Origin of the sequence: Microbulbifer sp. JSM ZJ756 (genome assembly GCF_044383805.1) — a bacterium.
Lineage (GTDB): Bacteria > Pseudomonadota > Gammaproteobacteria > Pseudomonadales > Cellvibrionaceae > Microbulbifer > Microbulbifer zhoushanensis.
The window spans coordinates 285,437-308,228 of sequence record NZ_JBISER010000002.1 but is presented as its reverse complement, the minus strand read 5'-3'; the positions used below and the strand labels follow the sequence as shown (position 1 = coordinate 308,228).

Below are 22,792 nucleotides of genomic sequence, written 5' to 3'. Positions count from 1 at the left end.
TGTCACAACTCCAGGTCTGACACCTCTCCCGCAATGGCCAGGTCGGAAGGCAAGTCAGAAATGTCCGGCCGCCGGCGTCGACGGGTCTTGGCCGGCACCATGCCCCGCATGGCTTCCAGCTTACCAAAGCAAAGTAACTTGTCACCCGCCTCCAGCTCCCGTTCAGGCTTGGGATTCGGTATTACCTTGGCGCCCCGGTATAGAGTGAGCACATTGATATCGTGCTCATAGAGCTGGGTATCGCGAATGGTCTTGCCCACAAACCTGGAACCTTCCGGAATATAGATTTCAGTGACACCGTAGCCCTTACTCACTGTCAGGCGCTGTCGCACATCGATTTCCGGGAAGTCCACCTGCGCGGCAATATATTCAATCACCGCGCCGGCCACATCGAGCCCGGTACAGGTCTCGATACCCTCCAGCCCCGGCGAGGAGTTCACCTCCATGATCTGCGGCCCGTTCTTGCCCTCGAGCATATCGACACCCGCAACCTGCAACCCCATGATCTGGGTGGCCCGCACCGCGGTTTCCATGTATTCGTCCGGCAATTCGACCGGTTCGGCAACGCCACCGCGATGCACGTTACTGCGGAACTCCTGTCCCTGCGCGACCCGGCGCATGGCGGCGACCACACGATCGCCTACCACGAAGGCGCGGATATCCCGGCCCTTGCTCTCGGCGACAAATTTCTGGATCAGCACATTCTGTTTCTGGGCCTGCAACAGTTCGATAATGGCCTCTGCCTGCTTGACCGTCTCGGCCAGCAGCACGCCGATCCCCTGGGTGCCCTCGATCAGCTTGATCACCACCGGCGCCCCGCCCACGCGCTCGATCGCGGGCAGCACATCTTTCTTGTGGTGCACGAAGGTCGTGCGGGGAATGCCCACATGGTGGCGGCTGAGCAGCTGCAGGCTGCGGAGCTTGTCACGGGAATTGTTGATACCATGGGCGGTATTGGCACAGAAAACATCCATTTCCTGGAACTGCCGCACTACCGCTGTACCGTAGTAGGTGATCGAGGCGCCGATGCGCGGTAGTACCGCGTCGAAGTCCCCGATCTGTTTCTGCCGGTAATAGAGGTCCGGGGCCCCGCGCTGCAGGTCGATGGCAAACTTGATGGTATCCAGCACCTCCACCTCATGCCCACGCTTCTGCGCCGCTTCCTGCAGGCGCATGGAGCTGTAGCACTTGGGAGAGCGGGACAGGATCGCGAGTTTCATGGTGATTACCTTTTATTGTATTTCCGGCGGAGTCACCCGGCGGCTCTGGACGAAATGGGGCGAGTGCCCTGTTCAGATGCGGCGGGGGGCCCCGCGCGGTGACAACAACAGTTCTATTCTGGATCTCGTTATTGGATTCCCGTGTTGCCCGCCGGGCGCTCGGCGCCTCTCAGCTGGCGCGCGGCAGGCAACAGTACCCAGACTAGTAGAAAATGCAGAAAACGCCAATTGCGATTTCTTTCGCGCCGGGTTCAGGACTCCCCGGGCAATACCGTCACCGGCCCGATATCCAGGGCCTCGATATCCTCCCGGATCTTGTCCAGGTCCCCCACAATCACCCAGGTAAACTGGCCCGGGTCGAGGAATTTGTCTGCGGCCAGCTTCACATCCTCGCGCGTAAGCGCAGATACCCGCTGCGGGTACTCGGCAATATATTCCGGCGGTAACCCCTTCTCCACCTGCCAGGCAATACTGGAAAGCAGCTGCTCCTTGGTCTGGAAGCGGGCACTCTGCTTGAGCACCTCATCATCGCGGTAGTCCGCGAGTTCTTCCTCCGTAACCGGTTTGTCGCCCAGGAACTGGGTGTATTCCTTCAGCAACTCGGTGACGGCCTGGGCGGTCTTGTCGGTCTGCACCGGGGCAAACAGGACATAGGGACGCTGCCCCTCGGTATCCAGTGAGACCGCCCGGGCCCCGTAGGACCAGTGCTTGTCCTCGCGCAGGTTCATGTTCACCCGTGAGGTAAATTTCCCGGCGATGACACTGCTCATGGCGTCGAAAGCTTCGGCACCCTCTGGTTCCCATGACGGGATCACCAGCCCCGCAAGGATATAGCTCTGCTGGGCCCCCGGCCGGTCCAGCAGGAAAACGCGCGGCTCCGGGGGGCGCTCCACCGTTGGAATAGGGATCTCCGGCAGCTGGGTATCGGGGGCCTTCCAGCCGCCCAGGGCATCATTCAGCCGGGCCTTCAGGTCTTCAGCTTTTACATCCCCCACTACGGTCAGCACGGCGTTGTCCGGGCGCAGCCAGGTATTGTGGAAGTCCACCAGGTCGTCGCGAGTGACGGCCCTGATGCCCGCCTCTGTACCCGAGCCGGTCAGCGGCGCACCATAGGGGTGGCCATCGCCATAGAGCAATGGCGGCAACTCACGCAGGGCAAGCCCCTGTGGTTGTGCCTTCTCCTGGCCGATGGCATCGATGCGATTGGATTTTACCCGGGCCAGGTCCTCCTCCGGGAACAGTGGGTTCTCGACCACCTCTGCCAGTAATTCCAGGGAGGGTTCCAGCTGCGTGGTCAACGCACTGAAGTTGATGCTGTTGTAGTCAAGCCCACTGCCGGCGGTAACACTGGCCCCCAGTTCTTCCTGCCTGCTGCTGAAGGCCAGGCTGTCGTACTTCCCGGCCCCCTCACTGAGCATACGCGCGGCCAGGGATGCCAGGCCCGGCTTGTCACCATCGGCAGCGGCGCCACTGCGAAACTGCAGGTTCATGAAAACTGCCGGTGTATCGTGGCGCTCGGCCAGCACCACCCGCAGGCCGTTATCGAGGGTAAACTCTTTCTGCGACGGCAGTTCCAGCTCAACCGTCTTGTCCACCGACGGCAGGCTGCTGCGATCGGCCCCCTCATCGGCCGCCTGGTACTCTTCCGCGGGCTTGATAATGAGTGTGTAACTCTCCGGGGTCAGCCAGCGCTCCGCAACGTCCTGGACTTCCAGCGCCGACACGCGGGAGTACTCCTCGAGCCCGGTGATCAGCGCGCCGGGGTCACCGTAGTAAAACTCTGATCGCGCCAGGATATCGCTCTTGCCGCCGAAACCGCCGATTTTCTCCAGCCCCTTGACCAGGCCGGCGAACTCGCTCTGCTTGATACGCCGCAATTCCTCGACACTGACCCCGTCCCTGGCAAACTGGCGCAGCTCCTCGTCCAGTAGCCGCTCCACTTTCTCGACCGGCTGGCCGGGTTTTACGTCCACCATGATGAACAGCTGCCCCGCCAGCTGGCGGCCGAAGTAATAGGCACTGACACTGGTAGCAACCTGCTCCTCCCGCACCAGTCGCCGGTAAAGCAGGGAGTTGTTGCGGTTCGCCAGCAACGAAGTCATCAGGTCCAGGGCATTTTCTTCCTCGCTGTCCAGGCCGGGGACATTCCATACCTTGTAAATACGCGTCTGCGGCACCTGGTCGGTGAGCACTTCGCGCTTGTCCGGCTGCACGGGCAGCTCCCAGCTTTCCAGCCGCGGGGGTACCGAGGTGCTGGGTATGTCGCCGAAGTACTTTCGCGCCTTGGCCATGGCCTCCTCGACGCCGATATCACCGGCGATCACCAGGATGGCATTGGCGGGCTGGTAGTACTCGGCAAACCACTGCTTGACGTCCTCCAGGCTGGCATTGTCCAGGTCTTCCATGGAGCCAATGGTGGTCCAGGAGTAAGGGTGATGCGGGGGAAAGGTACTCTCTGCGATGACTTCAAACGCCCTGCCATAGGGGGCATTCTCGCCCTGGCGCTTCTCGTTCTTTACCACACCGCGCTGTTCATCGAGCTTCTCCTGGCTGATGGCACCCTGGAAGTGGCCCATACGGTCGGACTCCATCCACAGCGCCATATCCAGTGCGCCCCTGGGGACGGTTTCGAAGTAATTGGTACGGTCATTATTGGTGGTACCGTTCATATCGGTGGCACCGGAGCGCTGGAACGGTTCGAAGTATTCACCGGGATAGTTTTCCGAGCCATTGAACATCAGGTGCTCGAAGAGGTGTGCAAAGCCGGTTTTGCCGGGCTTTTCATCCTTGGATCCCACCTTGTACCAGATATTGATCGCCACAACCGGCGCCTTGCGGTCCTCGTGCACAATCACGGTCAGGCCATTGTCGAGGGTTTCCCGGTGGAACGGGATCTCGATATCCGGCACTTCAACGTAGGCTTCCTGCTTGGCCGCTGCGGCGCGGCTACTGGCGGCAGCTTCCCGGTCAACCGTCAGCGCGCGGTGCTCACCCTCCCCGTTCTTCCGCCGGGACTCCTCGGGTGCGCCGCAGCCAGCCTGCAGCACCGCGGTGAAAAGTATGGTGATAAGCACAAAACGCGTGAGCATGGATGAATTCCCCGTTACCGAGCCGGCTTTTCGGTCCCGCCAGTGCGCTCGTGGCATTGCGGGTGGCACATACCGGGAAAGATAGTTTAGGCAACAAACTTCGGTGCGCGCCGGGCAAATCGGTCGACTGCCAGCGCCAACGGGCCAGGTGGCCAGCGGGGAGAAATGGGAGGAATAAAAAAACGGGCGCAGATGCGCCCGGGAAACTACTTCAGTTGGACTTCGCGACAATATATCGCCAGAGGGAGAAAGCTGCCTGGCGCCTTCCCCGCCGATCAGGTTATCGGCGGGGCCGGCGCGCCGCGTTCAACGTGACCCGGTGCGGGTCTTCACATCAGGCCGCGGCAGAATCAGTTTTTTTTACTGCGTCCTCGTGCCCGAAACGCTCTTCGGCAATACGGTCCGCCACATGCGCGGTAGTCTCGCCGGTCTCTTCGGCACGCTGGAAGATTTCCTGCATGGTGTCGGCGATACGCTCGATGTGCTCCTGGACCTGCGCGGGATCGTAGTTGCCCTGCTGCTGGTAATACACATCGATAATGCCACCGGCATTGATCACGTAATCCGGGGCATAAAGGATGCCCTTCTCGCGCAGTACCTGAGCGTGGCGCTCCTCGGCCAGCTGGTTGTTGGCCGCACCGGCGATGGCACCCACTTTCAGTCGCGCGATGGTGTCGTCATTGAGGATGGCCCCCATGGCGCAGGGCGCGAACAGGTCCACATCCAGGTCAAAAATTTCGTCGGAGCCCACTGCAGTGGCACCCAGTTCGTTGACGGCGCGGTCGATGTTGTCCTGGAAGATATCGGTGACAAAAATCTCGGCACCTGCCTCTTTCAGCAGTTTGGCCAGGCGGAAGCCCACATTACCCACGCCCTGGATGGACACCTTCAGGCCCTTGAGGTCATCGCGGCCCCAGCGGTGCTTTGCGGTGGCCTTCAGGCCCACAAAGACGCCATATGCGGTAGAAGGGGACGGATCGCCACCGGTCTCGGAGCCCTCGATCAGGCCGGAAACAAACTCGGTGGTCTCGCCGATCACCTTCATGTCGGCAACACTGGTGCCGGAATCCTCAGCAGTGATGTAACGGCCACCCAGGGTATTGATGAATTCGCCCATGGCACGCAGCAGTTCCGGAGTCTTCTCCTTGCGCGGGTCACCGATAATCACGGATTTGCCGCCACCCAGCTTGAGACCCGCCATGGCGGACTTGTAGGTCATGCCGCGGGACAGCCGCAGTACGTCCTCCAGCGCCTCGCCATCATCGGCGTAGGGCCACATACGGCAACCGCCCAGTGAGGGTCCCAGATTGGTGTTGTGCACCGCAATAATCGCCTTCAGTCCGCTTTTGGCGTCCTGGTAAAAAGCCACTTGTTCGTGCTTATCGTAGGCGTGATGGGAAAATATACTCATTTTGTGTTCCTCTCCGGAGACCGGTTCTACAGCTGGGGAACAACCACAGCCCTTTGTGCATTTTTATTCGAGAATAAGATTATATCCATGATCAGGATATAAAGTTTGCAATCTTTGCACAAACAAGCGTCCAACGGGTTAATTTATCACACAGGCACATTATTTTTAGGATGAAGGGTCACTGTGACCCGGAAATGGCTTATCGGTCATTCACCACCTGCCCCGGGGGAGGGTTTAAACTGGTTCCGCAATCTCTGTCTGGTAGAATCCGCGCCCAAATCGACCCGTGTAGAGACCTCACGCATGCTGAACCCGGATGCCCTCAAGCAACTGAACCAACTGAAAACCGATATCCGCTCCACCAAGGAGTTTGCCGAGGGCCGGGTCCGCGGCAGCAACGGCAAATTCGGCTTCGTCATGCTCGACGATGGACGCGAGGCCTTTCTCCCTCCCCCCGAAATGGAACGCGTATTTCCCGGTGACCGGGTGCGGGTCAGCCTCACCGAGGAAAACAAGGGCAAACTGTCCGCTGAACTGGATGCCCTGCTCGAGAGCGACCTCAATCACCTGGTGGGCCAGTATGTCCAGCGGGGCCAGGGGCACTTTATCCAGCCCAGCCAGAACGGCCTGAACCGCTGGATCTTCCTGCCCCCCAAGGCCCGTGGCAAGGCACAGCCAGGCGAATTCATCGCCTGCAAGGTGATCCGTCACCCGTTCAAGGATGGCAAGGCCCAGGCCAAGGTACTGGAAGTAATCGGCGCACCGGAAATGCCGGGTATCGAGCATGCCTTTGTCGTCGCCCAGCACCAGCTGCCGGAGAAGTTCAGTGACGCAGCCCTGAAGCAGGCTGCGGACATCAAGCAAAAAATCGCCGAAGTGGCTGCCGGGCGCGAGGATCTCACGGACACCGGCTTCGCCACCATTGACGCCGAGTCCACCCGCGACATGGACGATGCCATTGCCGTCACTGCGCGCGACGGCGGCTGGACCCTGCACATCGCGGTCGCCGATCCCTCCAGCCTGATCGAGCCCGGCACCCCTCTGGACCGGGAAGCTTTCGAGCGCGCCCACAGCCAGTACCTGCCCGGCGAGACGCTGCCCATGCTGCCGCGCGAGCTCTGCGAGGAGGCCTTCTCCCTGCTGCCAGGGGAATTGCGCCCGGCGCTGGTACTGCACATCGACATTGACAGTGATGGCCGCATCGGCGACAGCCGCTACGAATTCGCGGCGATTCGCTCCCGGCACAAGCTGAGCTATGACAACGTCAGCGGGTTTATCGATGGCGACCTCAGTGCCGTACCGGAAGACCAGCAGGAAAGCCTCCGCAACCTGGAAGCCCTGAGCAAGACGCGCGCCACCTACCGCGCGAGCCACTCCCTGATCATGGAGGACCGCCCGGATTACGACATCCTGCTGGATGAGAAGCGCAAGATCGCCCGCATCGAGAAACGCGAGCGCAACGTGGCCCAGCGCATGGTTGAGGAAGCCATGCTGGCCACCAACATCGCCATGGGTGCGAAACTGGCAAGCCTGCAGCAGGGCTGCTTCTCGGTCCACCTGGGATTCCGTGACGAGCGCATGGGTGAGGTCAAGAGCCTGCTCAAGGAACTGCTGCCCGAGCACGCGGAAAAGGACCTGCACCAGCTGGACAACTACCTGGCGCTGGTGAAGTACCTTGAGACCCACGACGAGCCCCGGATGCAGAACCTGCTGGCAGTGCTCAAGCGCATGCTGCGCCCTGGCCAGCTGGCCAACAAACCCGGCGCCCACCTGGGCCTGGGCCTGGAGGCTTACGCCACCGTTACCTCACCGATCCGCAAGTACAACGACCTGCACAATCACCGGGTGCTGCAGGCAGCCGCTGCTGGACAGCAGACAGCGGACCTCGACGACGGGAAGATCGAGGGGCTGCAGGACAGCCTGCTCCGCGGTCGCCAGGCGAATCGCGCCCTGGAACAGTGGCTCTACTGCCAGTTTATGCAGGACAAGGTGGGACAGGAATTTACCGGTAGGGTGACACTGGTCAATGGCGCCGGCCTGGGCGTTCGCCTGGATGACTTCGGCATCGATGGCTTCGTACGCCTGAACAGCGACAAGAAGAACCTGCCGGATTTCGACGGCAAGCACCTGACCCTGGCCCACGACGATCTCTCCTACCAGCTGGAGCAACCGGTGACCGTAAAGGTAGGCAGTGTCGACGTGGACAAGCGCCGCATCGCCTTTGAGGTGGTCGGCGGCGGTATCCCCGTGGCCACAGAGGCTGCCACCTCCGCTGCGGACGAGTAATGCACTGGCGCGGCCCTTCCGGGCCGCGCCCACCTGTCACTCCCCCGCCCCCAATCCTATAATTGCCACCGCAATTTCCCGGGCCGGGCCACAAGCCCGGCCGGCTCATACCCGCGGCCAGCCCATCCGGCCGGGACCGCGCCAGAAATAAATAAAGGAAGAAGGACGCAATATGTCATCCATTGCCGAACTGAACCCGACCCCGCTGTGGAAACATTTCTCCAGGCTGTGCGAGATTCCCCGGCCCTCAAAGCACGAGGAAAAGGTGGTGGCCTACATCCTCGACTTCTGCAAAGAACGTGGACTGGAAGCCAGGCTGGACCAGATCGGCAATATCATCATCAAGAAACCGGCCACTCCCGGCATGGAGGACCGCAAGATCCTCGCCATGCAGAGCCACGTGGATATGGTGCCGCAGAAGAACGCCGACACTGACCACGACTTCCTCAGGGATCCAATCCGCCCGCAGATCGACGGCGACTGGGTCACCGCCACTGGCACGACCCTGGGCGCGGATAACGGCATCGGCGTAGCGGCCATCCTGGCGCTGCTGGAGAGCACGGATATACCGCACCCGCCGCTGGAAGCCCTGCTGACGATCGATGAGGAAGCAGGAATGACCGGCGCCAAGCACCTGCAGCCGGGCCATTTTGAGGCCGAGCTGCTGTTGAACCTGGATACCGAGGACGAGGGCGAGCTGTACGTGGGCTGCGCCGGCGGCGTGGATATCAACGTGGCACTACCCTACTCCGCCGAACCACTGCCGGCGGGCCACAAGGCCTTCCGCCTGAGTGTGCGCGGCCTGCGCGGCGGCCACTCCGGGCTGGATATCGACAAGGGCCGCGGCAACGCCAACAAGATCGCCAACCGTATTATCGATACCGCCATCCGGGAGATCGAAGGGCTGCGCATTGCCGCGCTCGATGGCGGCACCCTGCGCAATGCCATCCCGCGCGAATCCTTCAGCACCCTCACGGTACCTGCGGACAATGCCGCCCGGCTGATGGAAATTGTCCTGCAGGAAAGCGCAGTGAGCAAAGCCGAACTCGACAACGAACCGAAACTGGATATCGCGGTAGAGGAAACCGAAGCCCCGGCATCTGTCATGGACCGGGAGAGCGAGCGCAGGGTTATCCGCATGCTGCGCGCCTGCCCCAGTGGCGTGGAGCGCATGAGCACCACCCTGGAGGGCATCGCCGAAACCTCCAACAACCTGGCCCGCGTGGTTACTGAAGAAAATGACGGCGAATACCGGGTGCGTGTGCAGTGCCTGGTACGCAGCCTCTCCGACAGCGCCCGCGACCAGCACGGTCTCAATGTCGCCGCCGCATTTGAGCTGGCCGGCGCAACTGTGTCGCTGGATAACGCCTACCCGGGCTGGACGCCCAATGTGAAATCACCCCTGCTTGCATTGATGAAAGATGTCTACAAGGATATGACCGGCGCCGAGCCGGAAGTAAAGGTCATCCATGCCGGCCTGGAGTGCGGCCTGCTGGCCAAGCCCTACCCCCACTGGGATATGGTTTCCTTCGGACCCACGATCCGCCGCGCGCATTCGCCGGAAGAGCGGGTACATATCGAGAGCGTGGCGAATTTCTGGGAGTACTTCCTGAAGGTGGTGCAGGCGATCCCGGCAAAGCACCACTAAAGCACGACCGATGTGGCTCGCCAGCGCGCAATTCCGATAGACTGGTCCCCCGCAGCAGGAGAGATTTCCCTCCGGGTGCGGGGTAAGCAGATAACAGGGAACCGGACATGATTTACGGACTGGGAGCTCTGCTCGTCGTATTGCTGGTATACGGCCCCTCGCTCTGGGTCCAGCTGGTGATGTGGCGCCACTCGAAACAGCGGGAGGCCATGCCGGGCACCGGAGGCGAGCTGGCCCGCCACCTGGTCGAGCGTTTCGGCCTCGACGGCGTCACCGTGGAACGGGGACGGCCGAATGGTGACCACTACGACCCGGCGAAGAAAATAGTCTCACTGAGCCCCCGGGTCCACGACGGCAAGTCCCTGACGGCTGTCGCCGTGGCCGCCCACGAAGTCGGGCACGCGATCCAGTTTACCCGCAACGAGCCCGTCAGCCACCTGCGGCAGAAACATATGGGCAAAGCCTTCTTTATCCGGAGGCTGGGCACCGGGCTGATGCTGGCAATCTCTTCCCTGGCCCTGGTCGCCAGGGTTCCCCATATCTTCGCTGTTGCCGTGGCAATCGGTGTGCTGACCATGATGGCATCCGCGCTGATGTATGCCGCCATCCTGCCAGAGGAGTATGACGCCAGTTTCAACAAAGCGCTGCCGATCCTGGAAGAGGGATATGTACCTGCGGAGCACATGCCCGCGGTCAGGTCGGTGCTCAAGGCAGCGGCGCTCACCTACTTTGCCGGTGCCCTGACAGAAATGCTCAGCCTGTGGCGATGGTTGCGGTTTATCCGCTAGGCTGGACATTGCCCCGGTGAGACACCCCAGACAACATGCCCCCCAACTGGCACTTCCATACCAATCTGTTTTCAGCGTGGCCTCATGAAGCCAGAGATCACTATAACCAGGGGTAGTATTTCGAGCTGAATGGAGGATTGCGCCAGCCGTCTTTTTTAGATGCAGCTCCTCCCCCTGAGGTATTCGCAACCTGCAGAATCACCAGGATTGAGATCAACCGCACATTCTGTGAAACCAGAATAGCCGGGATCATCGTTCCGCCGAATAGTGCAACTTTTTTCCCAGGCAGTTGCAGCATTATCAACGCTCCTTTCCGCACCACACCCTTGGGCGGAAAGCTACTGTAAAAAGAACTCTCTGAAGTAACTCCCTCCCCCACCTGTTGGGCCGCTCACGCAGCGGCCTTTTTTCTTTCGAAGCTCTGATGCCACTACAAGTTGTTCACTTTTTCAGGACAACACGACCTGCAACAACCGGTTAACCGGACCCTATAACATTTCAGCAAGATTAATTTCATATTCCTGTAAATCCCGATTCATCAGGTGGCGCCATTGTAGCCGCGCCAGACAAGAGCCGCGGAGATGAAGCGCCGACGAGCGCTACTGCCCGATGGATGGCAACAACGAAGTGGCCGGGTTGAATAACCACCTGTTAAAGAGGGAACAAAGGAATGAACAGTTCAAAAAGATTACTTTCCACAGCTATCTCCATGGTTACCGCCATGGCTTCAGCTGGCACCGTTGCACAGGACAACAGCAGTGAAAATATCGAGGAAGTGGTAGTACTCGGTAGCGGCGAGACGTTCAACAGCAGTGCTGTTACCGATGCGATGCGCAAACAGCAGTCTACGATAACCAGCGTCAACGCCCTGATCGACAACCTGCCCGGGGTATCCGTCAACGAGGGGGATACTTACGGCTTTGACGACTGGTCAACCAATATCTCTGTGCGCGGCTTCACCACCAGCCTGGATGAGCAGCAGATCGGCACCACCATCGACGGCATCCCCAACGGCGGTTCCAACTATGGCGGGGGTTCCAAGGCCAACCGCTTTATTGACCCGGCCAATATCGGCGGTGTCGCCGTGTCCCAGGGTACTGCGGACATTGCCTCCCGTTCCAACGAGGCCCTGGGCGGCACCATCAACTATCGCACCGATGACCCCACCGAAGATCGCCGTATGCGCGTCGAGATGTCCGGCGGCGAGTTCGATGCTCAGCGCTACTACCTCCGCTATGACACCGGCAGCTTTGCAGAAGGCAGCACCCGGGCCTGGATCTCCTACGCAAACCAGGAGGCGACCGACTGGATTACCGAGACCGCCGAAAACGAACGCGAGCATGTCGCGGCCAAGCTGGTAACCACAGTCCCGGCTGGCACCCTCTCGGGTTATGTTTCCTACGATGACATTCACGAGGATAACTACCAGCGTATCTATTCCGCCGCCCAGTTCGAGCAGTTCCCGGAAAATGACTTCCTCAGCAGTGAATGGAGCGGTGTGCCCTATATCGACCAGCTATACCGTCGCGGCTGGTCCACACTGCGGGAGAACCTGCTCGGCTATGCGCAGTTCGACCTGGACCTGGCAGAGAGCCTCAACCTGAAAGGCAGTGTCTACTACCACACTAATGAGGGGCGTGGCGACTGGGTACCGCCCTACCTGGTGGATGTCACCGATGACGGCGACAGCGGCCAGTCCGAGTTCCTCGGTGGCACCACCGCCATGACCGGTCGCAGTGCCGGCCAGTTTTTCTATGTGGACGCCGGCGGCAATGCGCTGGCACCGATCGAAGGCTGCACTTCCAATATTGTCACCATCTATGGCCAGGCCGGCGCACAGTACGACCCGGCATGTTATGAGGCCGGTGCCATCCCGGTGATGTCCTACCGTCATACGCACTATGAAAAGGAGCGCAGCGGCTTCAGCCTCGACTTCGCCCACAACGGTGAAATTGCCGGCCTGCAAAATGAGTTCCGCGGTGGCTTCTGGTACGAGGACGCCACCCGTGACGAACACCGGGACTGGCACCGGATCACCGATGCCACCAGTGGCCCGGAGTTCGACGGTACCCCCTACTGGGAGCAGTATCGCCGCAGCTATCCGCAGCAGACCAACAAGTGGTACCTGCAGGATGCCCTGACAATCGACAGCGTCACCCTGAGCCTCGGCGCCAAGCAGTTCCTGGTCGACGTGGAGCGCGAGGACCTGTTCTCCGAGAGCCTGGACGCAGACCTCGAGTCCGATTCCGATGTACTGCTGTCGGCCGGCCTGGTCTGGGAAGCTCCCATGGATGGCACCGAGGTATTTGCCGGCTATGCCGAAAACTTCAAGGCCATCGGTGACAGTGTCCTGGAACGGCCCGAATCCAACCTGGACAACCTCGACCCGGAAACTTCCGAGACCATCGAACTGGGCCTGCGGTACACGGGCGAAGCGCTGGCCGCCACTGCCACCCTGTTCCGCAATGAGTTCGATAACCGCATCATCTTCCTGGACAACAACACCGCGGCGGGCCCTAACTACCTGATCGGTACCAACGGCTCCTACTTCAATGCCGGCGGTATCGAATCCGATGGCCTGGAACTGCTGCTGGACTATGACCTGAACCCGGGCCTCAATCTCTACGCTTCCTACACATTCCTTGATGCCAGCTATATCGGTACCGGTGATGCCGCTGTGGACGCTGCCCAGGGACTGGTACCGGGCAATAATGTAGTGGGCATTGCCGACCAGCTGTTCGTAGCCGGGCTGGACTGGCGTTCATCGCTGCTCTACGGCGGCCTGTCAGCCAAACTCACCGGCGACCGCTACGTGGACCTGGCAAACACCTGGGAGGCGGAGTCCTACGTCGTGGCCGACGCCTACCTGGGCCTCAACCTGGCGGACGTCAGCCCGGCACTGCAGGGGATCAACCTCAACCTGGTGGTCAATAACCTGACGGACGAGGACTACCTCGGCACCGTGGTCTCCGGCGGCGCCTGGATCGGGGCACCCCGCACCGCCTCACTCTCCGCCACCGTGGATTTCTGACCGCTTATTGCAGCAATTGGCGGGCCGGCCCATGTCGGTCCGCCCCATAGCAGAGAGTACAATGTGTAAATCAAAAGTATCCCTGGTCATTGTCATACTGGCATTGGCCGCCAGGGTCCAGGCCGCAGACAACCTGGTGCTCGTCACAATTGACGGACTGCGCTGGCAGGAGGTTTTCTCCGGCTACGACCCGGCACTGATGGATAATGAACAGTTCACTGAACACCGGGAACTTTTGCTGGAACAGTTCGGGGCCAACACGCCAGAAAGCCGGCGGCAGAAACTGATGCCCTTCCTGTGGGGCACTATCGCCAGGCAGGGACTGCTGGCGGGCAACCGGGCCAAAGAATCCCGCGTGGAGGTGGCGAATCCCTGGTGGTTTTCGTACCCGGGTTACAATGAGATCCTGACAGGCCGTGCCGACCCAGAGATCAGTTCCAACCGGGCCGTGCCCAACAAAAACCATACCTTCCTCGAGTGGCTGCATAGCAGGCCGGCCTACCGGGACCGCGTGGCTGCGTTCGGTAGCTGGGAAGTATTCCCGGCGATTCTGAACCGCGATCGCAGCGGCATTCATGTCAATGCGGGTTTCCAGGATGCCAGCTGGGCCGGCATGTCCGCGCGCGCCCGCTTCCTGAATGAGCTGCAGGCCAGTACTCCGAGCCCCTGGACCAATGTGCGGCTGGATGCATTTACCTACGGCTTTGCCCGGGAGTTCCTACAGCAGCGCAAACCGAGGGTGCTCTACCTGGCACTGGGGGAAACGGACGACTTTGCCCACGATGGCGACTATTACCAATACCTCAATGCCGCCCATCGCAGCGACAGCTTCCTGGCCGATCTCTGGCGGACACTGCAATCGATACCGGCTTACAAGGACAACACCAACCTGGTAATCACCGTCGACCACGGTCGTGGCCGTACACCCGGCGCCTGGCCGCACCATGCCAGTCGGCGCGCCGTGCTCAGCTACTTCGATAATCTCGGGGAGTTCCGGGAAACAGGGGTTGAGGGTGCCAGTGAGACCTGGATCGCCGCCCTCGGACCGGATATTCGGGCCGCTGGTGAACTTGCCGGCGGTGTAACGCTTTACCTGGACCAGGTAGCAGCGACTTCCCTGTTACTGCTGGGTGAAAACCCGGAAGCATTTGCGAGGACCTACAGCACCGAGATTGGCAAGCCAATCACCCGCATTATCGCCAGTGACGTCCAGGTATCCCGGTAGCATTCCCCAATGGAGAACGCTAGGGTTCGGTTTCCAGCGCCGGGGCAGTGCTTCTCGCCGCATCCCCGGTCGCTCGCTCCAGCCTCTGGCCCAGCAGCGCCACCAATGCAGGCATCTGCCGGATGATTGCGCGGTCCTTGTCCCGGTCCGTTTCCGCCAGAGCTTCCCACGGCTTCAGGTCCGGGTGTAGGAAGCGGCTGTCGTCCCGCTCGGGCCCGACGCTGTACCCGGCCAGTAACTTGTCCGCTACCCAGCGCTGATGCTCCACCCGGGCTAGGGTTTCCAGCATCGGCCCGTCCCCGGGGAAGGCGGTCCCGGGTACGCCGTTGCCGGCTCCGTCGACGCGCCTGAAGCCGGCAATCCGCAGCTTTACGTCCAGGTGCGAAGCTGCCCGCTGATTGGCAAGTTTTTTGTAAAGGGGCAGTCCCTGCCAGTTTACTATCGAGGGATTATCCCTCTGTGACATCCCGGCACTACGCTGGCCTTCCAGGTAATACGCATGGATCGCCATTGCGACCCGATCGAGGGCATCGTTGACCACCACATCAATCGTGATGGTTTCGTCCAGGCACTCAAAGTGCTCGATCGGCTCAGCCGGGTCAATGCGGGACTTGTCCCGGGAAATGGGCAGGAAATCATCGTCCACGACGTCTGCAATCCAGGACTGCTGGTTCAGGCAAACCACAAAATTGACAGCGTCGGTTCCCAGGGCATTACGCATGCGGTTCAGGCGCCTTACAGCGAGGATGCCATCGGCATCATGGGGCAAGGCGCAGTAACAGGCCACAAACTGCTCGGCCTGCATGAGCTCACCCCACTGCTCCAACTTGATCGCAACCGGGTCCTGGTAAATAAACTCCAGGTCGACAACCTGCTCAATATTGGCGCAACGATGGTAGAAGCGCGCCACTTCCCTTCGGCATTCCTCTTCGCACATGACGACCACACGGGGCTTGCGAAAATCAGCGTAATGAGCAGTGAGTGCATACTGCACCAGCAGCGAACGGGCCAGGGAGCCAAAACCCAGGATAAGTATATTCATCCTCCTGGAATCCGCTCCCCGGGGCAGGTAATAAAGGTCGGGAGCACAGTAATCAAAAATATTCCGGGCAATATAGATATCCCGGTTAAAAATTTTCAACTCCAGTTTCTCATCCACCAGGCTGAAAAAACTGTGGTTCTGGAAGATTTCACAGATCTCGGGGGAGTTGACCTGGATATGGCAGCGAAGCCTCGGGGTCGGCTTTTTTACGCCCCTTACGGCTCGCCCCCCGCTCTTTTTACCCTGCACACGTACCAGCCGGTGTACCACCTTGGCTACGGCGATATTGGCCTCGTCGTCACCGGTAAATACAAAGACCTCGCGCGCCGCAGTGACTTTTGCCCGGATAAAGGTTGCCGGATCCATTGCATCCCCAATCACCGGGATAGCCCCTTGCGCGGACAGTGCCGCAACCCTGGGATTAACCGGGTTATGGTCGATTGCCACCACGGCATGGGGACTCTCGGCCAGGTACTGCCTGGCCAGGCGAAGCCCTGTCTCGCCGATGCCGCAGATGATCACATAGCGGTGAGGGCGGAATCGCAGCAGAAACAGCGCCAGGTGCTCGCCAGTTCTCAACCAGATGGTCTTGATTGCCGTGTAAACGAGCAGGAATGGTGCCAGAATCCGCACCAGTTGCAGTGAGAGCGGCCAGCCCTCGGTGGTATCCGGGCCATTGAAGATGAATAGCTTGATCGCGCTATACAGGGCATCCCAGTGGCGCTCCAGCCCCGGGCCGGATCCACTGAGGACCTGGTAGTAGCCCAGGTAACCAAATACAAACAGCACACTGACCAGAAAGGAGACTATCAGCCATTCATTTCGCAGGGCCCAACCGCGGACCCGTTTACGCTGCGAAAACACGCTCATCGCCAATGCCCTCTTGTCACCAGTCAAAAGACCGTGCCCGCAAGACGGGGCACGGATTCAGCCCGCAAACTGATGGTTTACGCCATCGTGGTGTTCTTGATCATGGGATCCAGTACAACAGGCGGCTGCGAGGCATCACTGGTATCAAACAGGGTCAGGGTGTAGCTCCAGGTATCACCGTCATCATTTTCATCAGTGACAACCAGGGTGCGGTCTCCACTTTTTACGTTCTTGATGGAGAACTCGCCCTTTGTGTTGGAGGTAATACTGCTCGCCAGGAAGGAGCCTTTTGTGAAGCTGTAGTCACTGTAGACATCATCGGCGAGACGGAAGGCAATATCCACAGCGGTGCCCTTCTTTTTGCTGATGGTGATAGTGCCAGCCTGGTCGATGGAGGCAGGGTTACTATCCTGGCCGGGATCCTTTACAAACTCGACCTCACAGGAAGCGGGATCATCGGGATCAAAAGCGGGATTCTTGATAATGTTGATGCGAAACTTTGCATTACTCATAACTCTCTCCTTGAGACAGGTTTAGTACCTCGGGGTTGGCTTCCAGGCCGATACACTGCCTGGCTACTGCAATCACTTGTGAGTCTGTCGGCCTTCCCGGGCCGAGCAATGGCACGAACGAATCCTCGCCACAGTACAGGTTAAAATCCATGCGGTTGTCAGTGCCGGCCAGCAGCCGCTGCCCTTCGAGGAGCCCGGCTCGCCATTCTTCTGCCCCGGCACTGCTATCCATGGCTTGCAACAGGCCGGAAAGTACCCGGAGCGGCTCCAGCAGGCGCTGCTGGCCTGTCGCATCAAGCCCTGCTGCCCATCGGGAAAAATCTCCGACGGAGCCCACCAGGACGTCCCGGCGGGCACTGCCAAAATATTTAAGTGCCAGCTTGAATTCGGCCTGCCACCGCAGCTGCTGGACCTCAAAGCGCTCCGGCATTTCCCTGGCCAGCGAGCGTATATCGGCCAGTAACCGGTCTGCTTCTGCGGTTCCGATATGCCCGATAAGCGCATCATTCAGGTGGAACTTGTAGGCGCGCAGGCGGTAGTCGCGGTTCTCCGGATCCTGTTGCACAAGCTCCCGGGCAGTTTCCCCGGCCAGGGCACGGTAGCGTGTTAGCGCGACGGTATCGCCAGTGCGGTGATACAGCCGTACCAGCGCGTTCTGCGCGGTCATGGTGTAATCGAGCAGGTTGTTGCGATCCGGTTCCCGGGCCAGCCAGTCATCGATCAGGCGCAGCTCTTGTTGCCGGCTGTCGATGGCGGAGTCGAATTCCCCCAGCATGAAATACGCCGAACCGATCCAGGCGAGGTTATTGATCCGCGCCTCCCGGTTATCATTATTATCTGGCAGACCGGCGAGGATGGTCCCCGCCTCCTGGAACAATTCCAGGCCCTCGCGATACTGCGCATCCCGGAATTTCAGCACTGCCTGGGTATTGAGTGCATAGAACAGCTCCATCTGCCATGCAGGCCTGGCAGGCTCCAGCCGGACCAGTTGCCGCGCCAGCTGGAGATACTCGTCGAACCACCTCTGGGCCTCTCGGTAGTGACCGCGCTGGTAATCGGGATAGCCTACCCAGAAGACGCTCTGCGCGTGGTCAAAGATGCGATCGGGGTTGGCGGGGTCCCGTGCGAGCAATTCGCCGGTGGTAACGGCTGCCCGGGAGAACAATTCGATGGCTGCGTCCGTATCCCCGGACAGGTCGCGGATCTCTCCCAGCAGGTGCATTGCAGAGGCCTGCCTGCCCAGCGCATCGGCGTTCAGTGCACTGTGGCGCTGGGCGCGATAGAAACTGAGGACTTTCTCCCCCACCAGGTCAAGCGCATCGAGCCTGCCGATAGGCTCCAGCCGGTCCCGCAGGTCCGTCAGCATGAAGTTAACCAGGTCCTCGGCTGCCAGGCGCCTCTTTTCGGCGATATCGCGGGCATTGATGGCGGCGTAGGATAGCGCCGCCAGTATCGTCACCGCGACCAGGGCCGTCGCCGAAATCAGTTTCTGCAGCTGCATCCGCCGCTGGTGGTCGCGCCGGGCCAGTTCGTCCAGTCCCAGCCCCAGCATGGTTGCCAGCAGTTTGAGGAGCGCCATGCGCTTGCCATCACCCCGGGACCGGATATCCGAGGCAAGGGGCTCTGCCGGCTTATCGCTAAGGTTTCCGCTGCGGTCTATCCGGAATCGCAATGCCGGCGGCAGGCACTCCTGTTCGGGCCGTCCCGACAGAGAGGCAAGGGGCTCGCCATCGACAACCAGGGCGAGGATACGGCCCTCACCATGCTGTCGCTTGAAAAACAGGATTTCATCATTGACCCAACGGGAGGCGGCAGCTGCCGGCGAGCACACCACCAGCAGGTAACGACTCTCCAGCAGCGGTTGCCGCAAGTGCTCTGTCAGGTCCGGCCCCACGGAAAGATCAGTTCGGTCACGGAATATTTTTCCCGGGCGAGCCTGGAGAATCCCCTCCGGGGTCCGGCGGCCGACCAGGTGACGGGGCAACCGGTAAGACTCCAGCGCACGCTGCAGCCACCTGGCGTGTCGCTCATCGGTGTGGCTGTAGCTGATAAATGCCCGGTAACGCTGGGAGTTATTATTTTCGCTCATCTGAGCCCAGTACCCGGCGGATTCGAAGGCAAAGAGACTATTCGAATTTTATCGGTGAAACCAGCAGGCTTTTTCCGTCAAGATGAAAGCGACGCAAGCGAGATTGTTTCTGCGCCAGTTTCACTCTGGGGCAGCTAATTCCCGCCACTCGCTGTCGCGCCGGCTGACCAGGTGCCCGATAGAGACGCCAATTGCAAACAACCGTCACCTGGCGGGTATTTCCTTCTCAGGTCGTGACGGGGTATATTCGTCACGACTGTCCGTCCATTGATTCAAGGAGAGGCTCCAGTGTCCGCAACTTTATACAGAACGGCAGTGTTCGCCGCCCTCGCGTCCCTGCTTGCCGGCTGCGGGACTGCCACCACCCTGGGACAGCCCGACCGGGAAGTTGCCGCAGAACTCCGCCGCCAGAATACCTATTGTGAATCCCTGCCACGGGTATACAGCGGTGTCTCTTACAATGTCTGCAAGTTGAATTCGAAGCGGAGCTCCACCGTAATCCTGCCAATTGCCGGCTTCTATGTCTTCGATACAGTGCTGTCGTCAGTAACCGACACGGTTGTGCTGCCCTTCACTATTTACGCACAGAATAAGGACGGCAACCTGCGGCTCGATGTGCCTCGCTAGTTCTATTTCCGGGAATCCCGCCGGCCCACTATCGCGATGCAAAGGACAACTGTGCAGTTAATATTTAAATCCCTGCTTATTTTTCTTTTGGGCGCAGGGCCGGCCATCGCTGGCACGGCAACCTCTTCATCCTCCCCCTTTACCATTCCCCGCACGGAGACGATCGCAGTAACCGACCCGGAAACACAGCGAAACTACGAGCTGTTTATCAAATTGCCCCGCAGTTATAAAAAGCAGGGCATGGGCGACAGGCGCTACCCGGTAATTTACATGACCGATGCCATGTATACCTTCCAGGTTGTTTCCGGCGCCACCCGCTACCCCATGGCCATCAAGAAAATGGAAGAAGCCATACTCGTGGGTGTGTCATGGGATAAAGCTATTCACTCGACCCCAAGCCGCGTCCGCGACTATACCCCATCGATCGACACCGAATGGAAGCTCGAAACCGGGGGCGCCGAGGCGCACCTGCGATTCCTGCGCGATACGGTGTTCCCCACCGTCGAGGAACACTATCCGGCGGATCCGGCGGGCCGTACCTATGTGGGCAATTCCCTGGGTGGCCTGCTGGGTGCCTATGCGTTACTGAAACATACCGGGATGTTCCGGCATTACGTTCTGGGGAGCCCATCACTCTGGTTCGACGAGCGGATTATTTTCGACCTGGAGGCAGAATACGCGCGAAAGCGCCAGGACCTCAGGGCCAGGGTCTACCTGTCCATCGGTAGCCTGGAGCATCCGGGGCACTATAAGAGCTGGCCCCACGACCTGGTGGCTGACGCGGACCGTTTCCACCGAACCCTGTCCGCCAGGCAATACCCCGGCCTGGAGCTGGAATACCGGGTCATTGAGGGGGCTGACCACGAGACGGCCTTCCCCACGACGGCCATCCAGGGGCTTTACTGGCTGTTCAGGATTTAACCAGGGCCGCCCTCTCCAAAGACAAAACTGCGGACGGGGCACTGGCTGTGACCGGCCGCTTCACGCATAATTGCCGGCCGCTTCCGAAAACAGAATGAATGTCCCGTTGTATGTGGTTCAAGAACCTGCGTGTATACCGCCTCACCAAAGAATTCGATCTCACTGCCGAAAAATTGAACGAACTACTGGAGCCGGGGCAGTTCGTGCCCTGCGGCAGCCAGGACGCGGCCCGCTACGGCTGGGTGCCGCCACTGGGACGCCACGGCTCCGAGCTGGTCCACAGCACCAATGGCTACCTGATGGTCTGCGCCAAGAAACAGGAGAAAGTCCTGCCCGCCGGCGTGATCAATGAGAAGGTGGACGAAATGGCCCAGGCCATCTCCCAGAAGGAAGGCCGCCAGGTGGGCCGCAAGGAGCGCCAGAACCTGAAGGACGAGGTCCTGATGGAGATGCGCCCCAAAGCCTTTGCCCGTTCCCGCCTGCATTACGCCTATATCGCGCCCCGCGACGGCTGGGTGGTGGTGGATGCCTCTTCGGCGTCCGCCGCAGAGGAACTGCTGGAAAACCTGCGCGAGGCGATCAGCAGCCTGGCGGTGGTCCCTCTGGCGGCCAAAAACCTGCCGCAGCAAACCATGACACACTGGCTGCATGCCCCCGAGGCACCGGCGCAGTTTGAGTTCGGCCATGAGTGTGAGCTGCGCGACCCGAAAGACAGCGGCAGCGTGATCCGCTGCAAGAACCAGGACCTATGTGCCGAGGAAATCCACAACCACCTGGTGGCGGGAATGCAGGTGCACAAGCTGGGCCTGACCTGGCGTGGCGGCGTGGAGTTTCTCGTTGACGACCAGCTGTCCCTGAAACGGGTGAAGTTCAGTGATGAGCTGATCGAAAAAGCGGACAGTGCCGACGCCGACAATGCGGCACAGCGATTCGACGCCGATTTCTCAGTGATGACCATCGAGATCTCCGCCCTGCTCACGGACCTGCTGGTAGCTTTCGGCGGTGCCAACACGGAAACAGCAAGCGTGGAGGAAATCGTCGCGCGGGCGTCCCGTGCCGAATCCGAACATGCAGCGGCGGAGGTAGACGAGGTCGTCTTCTGACCGTCACCGCGAACAGGAAATTAGCCCCGGAGACAACCCCGGCAGGAAAAGAGGAGGGGGCTCTCACTGACAGCCCCTACTTTCCTGCAACAAGGCAAAATTTAAATACGGCCCGTTACAACACGCGTAACTGCCCGGTATAAGCCCGTTCCCGAGCACTGTTCCCTACCCTGCCTGTTCAGCCTATACCGCAGAGCCTGGCAGGCCATCGCGGGCACTGGATCCTGCTCCAGTCCCCGCCCCTAAACCTCTTTGCCTCCTTCATGGCCATTCCAACCATCAACTAATCGACGAGCCATATCGTCCTGCCCCGGAACAAAAACAGCGGGTAGACACGACTGCAACCGGAAATTATATTCACGCCAGACCGCTTGTTAAAAAGTTTTACCAGGATTCAACTAATGAAAAAGATTTTATTTTTATTATGTCTTATGCCCGGCCTTACGGTTGCAAAGGTGGATACCCACTTTGGGCTGGGCCTGGGAACGCAATACGGTGGCCTGGCAGGTTTCAAGTTTACCCTCGGCAACGCAGGTGACAGGTTTTCAGCCGGCGCCGGGATAGCAAATTCAGACTGGGACACAGAGGACGCTTACGGTATTGCCCTCGCATGGGAGCGGCTGATGACGGACCAGCATGCACTCGGTGCTTTTGTCCGTACCAGCCACCGCGACCTGAATCATGTAGCCATCACCAGGTACGACGCGATCCAGGACACTCTCGTCATAGAGCGCGCCGGCACCTTTTACGAAACCTTTGTGGGTGGCTCCTACACCTATTATTTCGACAGCGCAAAAAATAGTGGATTATCGGCTGGGATCAATATCGGCAAGGAATACACTCATTCCGATAGCTACCAGGAGTTCGAGAACGGCATTACCTGGGGCCTCCAGATTGGCTACCAGTTTTAACTGGTGACAGTGTGCCCCG

16 protein-coding genes and 1 pseudogene are annotated in these 22,792 nt (G+C 60.0%); 9 read left to right on the top strand and 8 right to left on the bottom strand.

The window, feature by feature from the left end; translation table 11 throughout:
- Positions 1 to 2: 2 nt before the first annotated feature.
- The 4 genes and pseudogenes from ACH6CX_RS05365 to ACH6CX_RS05350 form a co-directional block, all read right to left on the bottom strand.
- Positions 3 to 314 carry a cation:proton antiporter regulatory subunit gene (locus ACH6CX_RS05365; protein WP_255701186.1) on the bottom strand — a complete coding sequence of 104 codons (312 nt, stop codon included), beginning with the start codon at positions 312 to 314 and terminating at the stop codon, positions 3 to 5.
- A pseudogene (gene rimK, locus ACH6CX_RS05360) lies at positions 297 to 1,220 on the bottom strand (30S ribosomal protein S6--L-glutamate ligase); the annotation flags it as partial. The gene ACH6CX_RS05365 and the pseudogene rimK, both read right to left, overlap by 18 nt.
- A 251-nt stretch (positions 1,221 to 1,471) precedes the next feature.
- Positions 1,472 to 4,309 carry a M16 family metallopeptidase gene (locus ACH6CX_RS05355; RefSeq protein WP_396675083.1) on the bottom strand — a complete coding sequence of 946 codons (2,838 nt, stop codon included), beginning with the start codon at positions 4,307 to 4,309 and terminating at the stop codon, positions 1,472 to 1,474.
- Positions 4,310 to 4,643: 334 nt separating this feature from the next.
- On the bottom strand, positions 4,644 to 5,720 hold the full coding sequence (locus tag ACH6CX_RS05350; RefSeq protein ID WP_232941702.1) for a Glu/Leu/Phe/Val dehydrogenase dimerization domain-containing protein: 1,077 nt from the start codon (positions 5,718 to 5,720) through the stop codon (positions 4,644 to 4,646).
- Positions 5,721 to 6,023: 303 nt separating this feature from the next.
- Between ACH6CX_RS05350 and ACH6CX_RS05345 the strand changes: the two genes are divergently transcribed.
- The 3 genes from ACH6CX_RS05345 to ACH6CX_RS05335 all read left to right on the top strand — a co-directional run bounded on the left by ACH6CX_RS05345 (position 6,024) and on the right by ACH6CX_RS05335 (position 10,442).
- On the top strand, positions 6,024 to 8,006 hold the full coding sequence (locus tag ACH6CX_RS05345; RefSeq protein WP_334078535.1) for a VacB/RNase II family 3'-5' exoribonuclease: 1,983 nt from the start codon (positions 6,024 to 6,026) through the stop codon (positions 8,004 to 8,006).
- A gap of 172 nt (positions 8,007 to 8,178) precedes the next feature.
- Positions 8,179 to 9,654: an aminoacyl-histidine dipeptidase gene (locus ACH6CX_RS05340; protein ID WP_334078534.1), complete on the top strand. Its 1,476-nt coding sequence runs from the start codon at positions 8,179 to 8,181 to the stop codon at positions 9,652 to 9,654.
- A gap of 107 nt (positions 9,655 to 9,761) precedes the next feature.
- Positions 9,762 to 10,442 carry a zinc metallopeptidase gene (locus ACH6CX_RS05335; RefSeq protein ID WP_334078533.1) on the top strand — a complete coding sequence of 227 codons (681 nt, stop codon included), beginning with the start codon at positions 9,762 to 9,764 and terminating at the stop codon, positions 10,440 to 10,442.
- Positions 10,443 to 10,542: 100 nt separating this feature from the next.
- Here the strand turns inward: ACH6CX_RS05335 and ACH6CX_RS05330 are convergent, their stop codons facing one another.
- Positions 10,543 to 10,740, bottom strand: coding sequence for a hypothetical protein (locus tag ACH6CX_RS05330; RefSeq protein WP_232941698.1), 198 nt, complete (start codon positions 10,738 to 10,740; stop codon positions 10,543 to 10,545).
- Positions 10,741 to 11,112: 372 nt separating this feature from the next.
- Here ACH6CX_RS05330 and ACH6CX_RS05325 point away from each other — a divergent pair, with 372 nt between their 5' ends.
- Both ACH6CX_RS05325 and ACH6CX_RS05320 read left to right on the top strand, forming a co-directional pair.
- Positions 11,113 to 13,473, top strand: coding sequence for a TonB-dependent receptor domain-containing protein (locus tag ACH6CX_RS05325; protein ID WP_396675079.1), 2,361 nt, complete (start codon positions 11,113 to 11,115; stop codon positions 13,471 to 13,473).
- Positions 13,474 to 13,534: 61 nt separating this feature from the next.
- Positions 13,535 to 14,698 carry an alkaline phosphatase family protein gene (locus ACH6CX_RS05320; RefSeq protein ID WP_396675078.1) on the top strand — a complete coding sequence of 388 codons (1,164 nt, stop codon included), beginning with the start codon at positions 13,535 to 13,537 and terminating at the stop codon, positions 14,696 to 14,698.
- A 19-nt stretch (positions 14,699 to 14,717) separates the two neighbouring features.
- Here the strand turns inward: ACH6CX_RS05320 and ACH6CX_RS05315 are convergent, their stop codons facing one another.
- From ACH6CX_RS05315 to ACH6CX_RS05305, 3 genes are all read right to left on the bottom strand, one after another.
- Positions 14,718 to 16,610 (bottom strand): NAD-binding protein, encoded by a 1,893-nt coding sequence (locus tag ACH6CX_RS05315; RefSeq protein WP_396675076.1) that lies wholly within the window; start codon positions 16,608 to 16,610, stop codon positions 14,718 to 14,720.
- A 77-nt stretch (positions 16,611 to 16,687) separates the two neighbouring features.
- Positions 16,688 to 17,122 (bottom strand): hypothetical protein, encoded by a 435-nt coding sequence (locus tag ACH6CX_RS05310; RefSeq protein WP_232941694.1) that lies wholly within the window; start codon positions 17,120 to 17,122, stop codon positions 16,688 to 16,690.
- Positions 17,115 to 19,211: a toll/interleukin-1 receptor domain-containing protein gene (locus ACH6CX_RS05305; RefSeq protein WP_237063747.1), complete on the bottom strand. Its 2,097-nt coding sequence runs from the start codon at positions 19,209 to 19,211 to the stop codon at positions 17,115 to 17,117. The genes ACH6CX_RS05310 and ACH6CX_RS05305 overlap by 8 nt, the downstream gene beginning before the upstream one ends.
- 288 nt (positions 19,212 to 19,499) lie before the next feature.
- Here ACH6CX_RS05305 and ACH6CX_RS05300 point away from each other — a divergent pair, with 288 nt between their 5' ends.
- The 4 genes from ACH6CX_RS05300 (at position 19,500) to ACH6CX_RS05285 (ending at position 22,773) form a co-directional block, all read left to right on the top strand.
- Positions 19,500 to 19,838, top strand: a complete 339-nt coding sequence (locus ACH6CX_RS05300) for a YceK/YidQ family lipoprotein (RefSeq protein WP_237063748.1) — start codon at positions 19,500 to 19,502, stop codon at positions 19,836 to 19,838.
- Positions 19,839 to 19,874: 36 nt separating this feature from the next.
- Positions 19,875 to 20,759: an alpha/beta hydrolase-fold protein gene (locus ACH6CX_RS05295; RefSeq protein ID WP_334078529.1), complete on the top strand. Its 885-nt coding sequence runs from the start codon at positions 19,875 to 19,877 to the stop codon at positions 20,757 to 20,759.
- A gap of 110 nt (positions 20,760 to 20,869) precedes the next feature.
- Positions 20,870 to 21,862: a recombination-associated protein RdgC gene (rdgC, locus tag ACH6CX_RS05290; protein ID WP_237063752.1), complete on the top strand. Its 993-nt coding sequence runs from the start codon at positions 20,870 to 20,872 to the stop codon at positions 21,860 to 21,862.
- Between the two features lie 401 nt (positions 21,863 to 22,263).
- Entirely contained in the window at positions 22,264 to 22,773 is a 510-nt protein-coding gene (locus tag ACH6CX_RS05285; protein ID WP_396675073.1) for a hypothetical protein, read from the top strand.
- Positions 22,774 to 22,792: the final 19 nt, after the last annotated feature.

Bases quoted from the DNA above. Each gene is read 5' to 3' on its own strand.
- ACH6CX_RS05355 (WP_396675083.1), bottom strand. From the start codon at position 4,309: ATGCTCACGCGTTTTGTGCTTATCACCATACTTTTCACCGCGGTGCTG.
- ACH6CX_RS05350 (WP_232941702.1), bottom strand. From the start codon at position 5,720: ATGAGTATATTTTCCCATCACGCCTACGATAAGCACGAACAAGTGGCT.
- ACH6CX_RS05345 (WP_334078535.1), top strand. From the start codon at position 6,024: ATGCTGAACCCGGATGCCCTCAAGCAACTGAACCAACTGAAAACCGAT.
- ACH6CX_RS05340 (WP_334078534.1), top strand. From the start codon at position 8,179: ATGTCATCCATTGCCGAACTGAACCCGACCCCGCTGTGGAAACATTTC.
- ACH6CX_RS05335 (WP_334078533.1), top strand. From the start codon at position 9,762: ATGATTTACGGACTGGGAGCTCTGCTCGTCGTATTGCTGGTATACGGC.
- ACH6CX_RS05330 (WP_232941698.1), bottom strand. From the start codon at position 10,740: ATGCTGCAACTGCCTGGGAAAAAAGTTGCACTATTCGGCGGAACGATG.
- ACH6CX_RS05325 (WP_396675079.1), top strand. From the start codon at position 11,113: ATGAACAGTTCAAAAAGATTACTTTCCACAGCTATCTCCATGGTTACC.
- ACH6CX_RS05320 (WP_396675078.1), top strand. From the start codon at position 13,535: ATGTGTAAATCAAAAGTATCCCTGGTCATTGTCATACTGGCATTGGCC.
- ACH6CX_RS05315 (WP_396675076.1), bottom strand. From the start codon at position 16,610: ATGAGCGTGTTTTCGCAGCGTAAACGGGTCCGCGGTTGGGCCCTGCGA.
- ACH6CX_RS05310 (WP_232941694.1), bottom strand. From the start codon at position 17,122: ATGAGTAATGCAAAGTTTCGCATCAACATTATCAAGAATCCCGCTTTT.
- ACH6CX_RS05305 (WP_237063747.1), bottom strand. From the start codon at position 19,211: ATGAGCGAAAATAATAACTCCCAGCGTTACCGGGCATTTATCAGCTAC.
- ACH6CX_RS05295 (WP_334078529.1), top strand. From the start codon at position 19,875: ATGCAAAGGACAACTGTGCAGTTAATATTTAAATCCCTGCTTATTTTT.
- rdgC (WP_237063752.1), top strand. From the start codon at position 20,870: ATGTGGTTCAAGAACCTGCGTGTATACCGCCTCACCAAAGAATTCGAT.
- ACH6CX_RS05285 (WP_396675073.1), top strand. From the start codon at position 22,264: ATGAAAAAGATTTTATTTTTATTATGTCTTATGCCCGGCCTTACGGTT.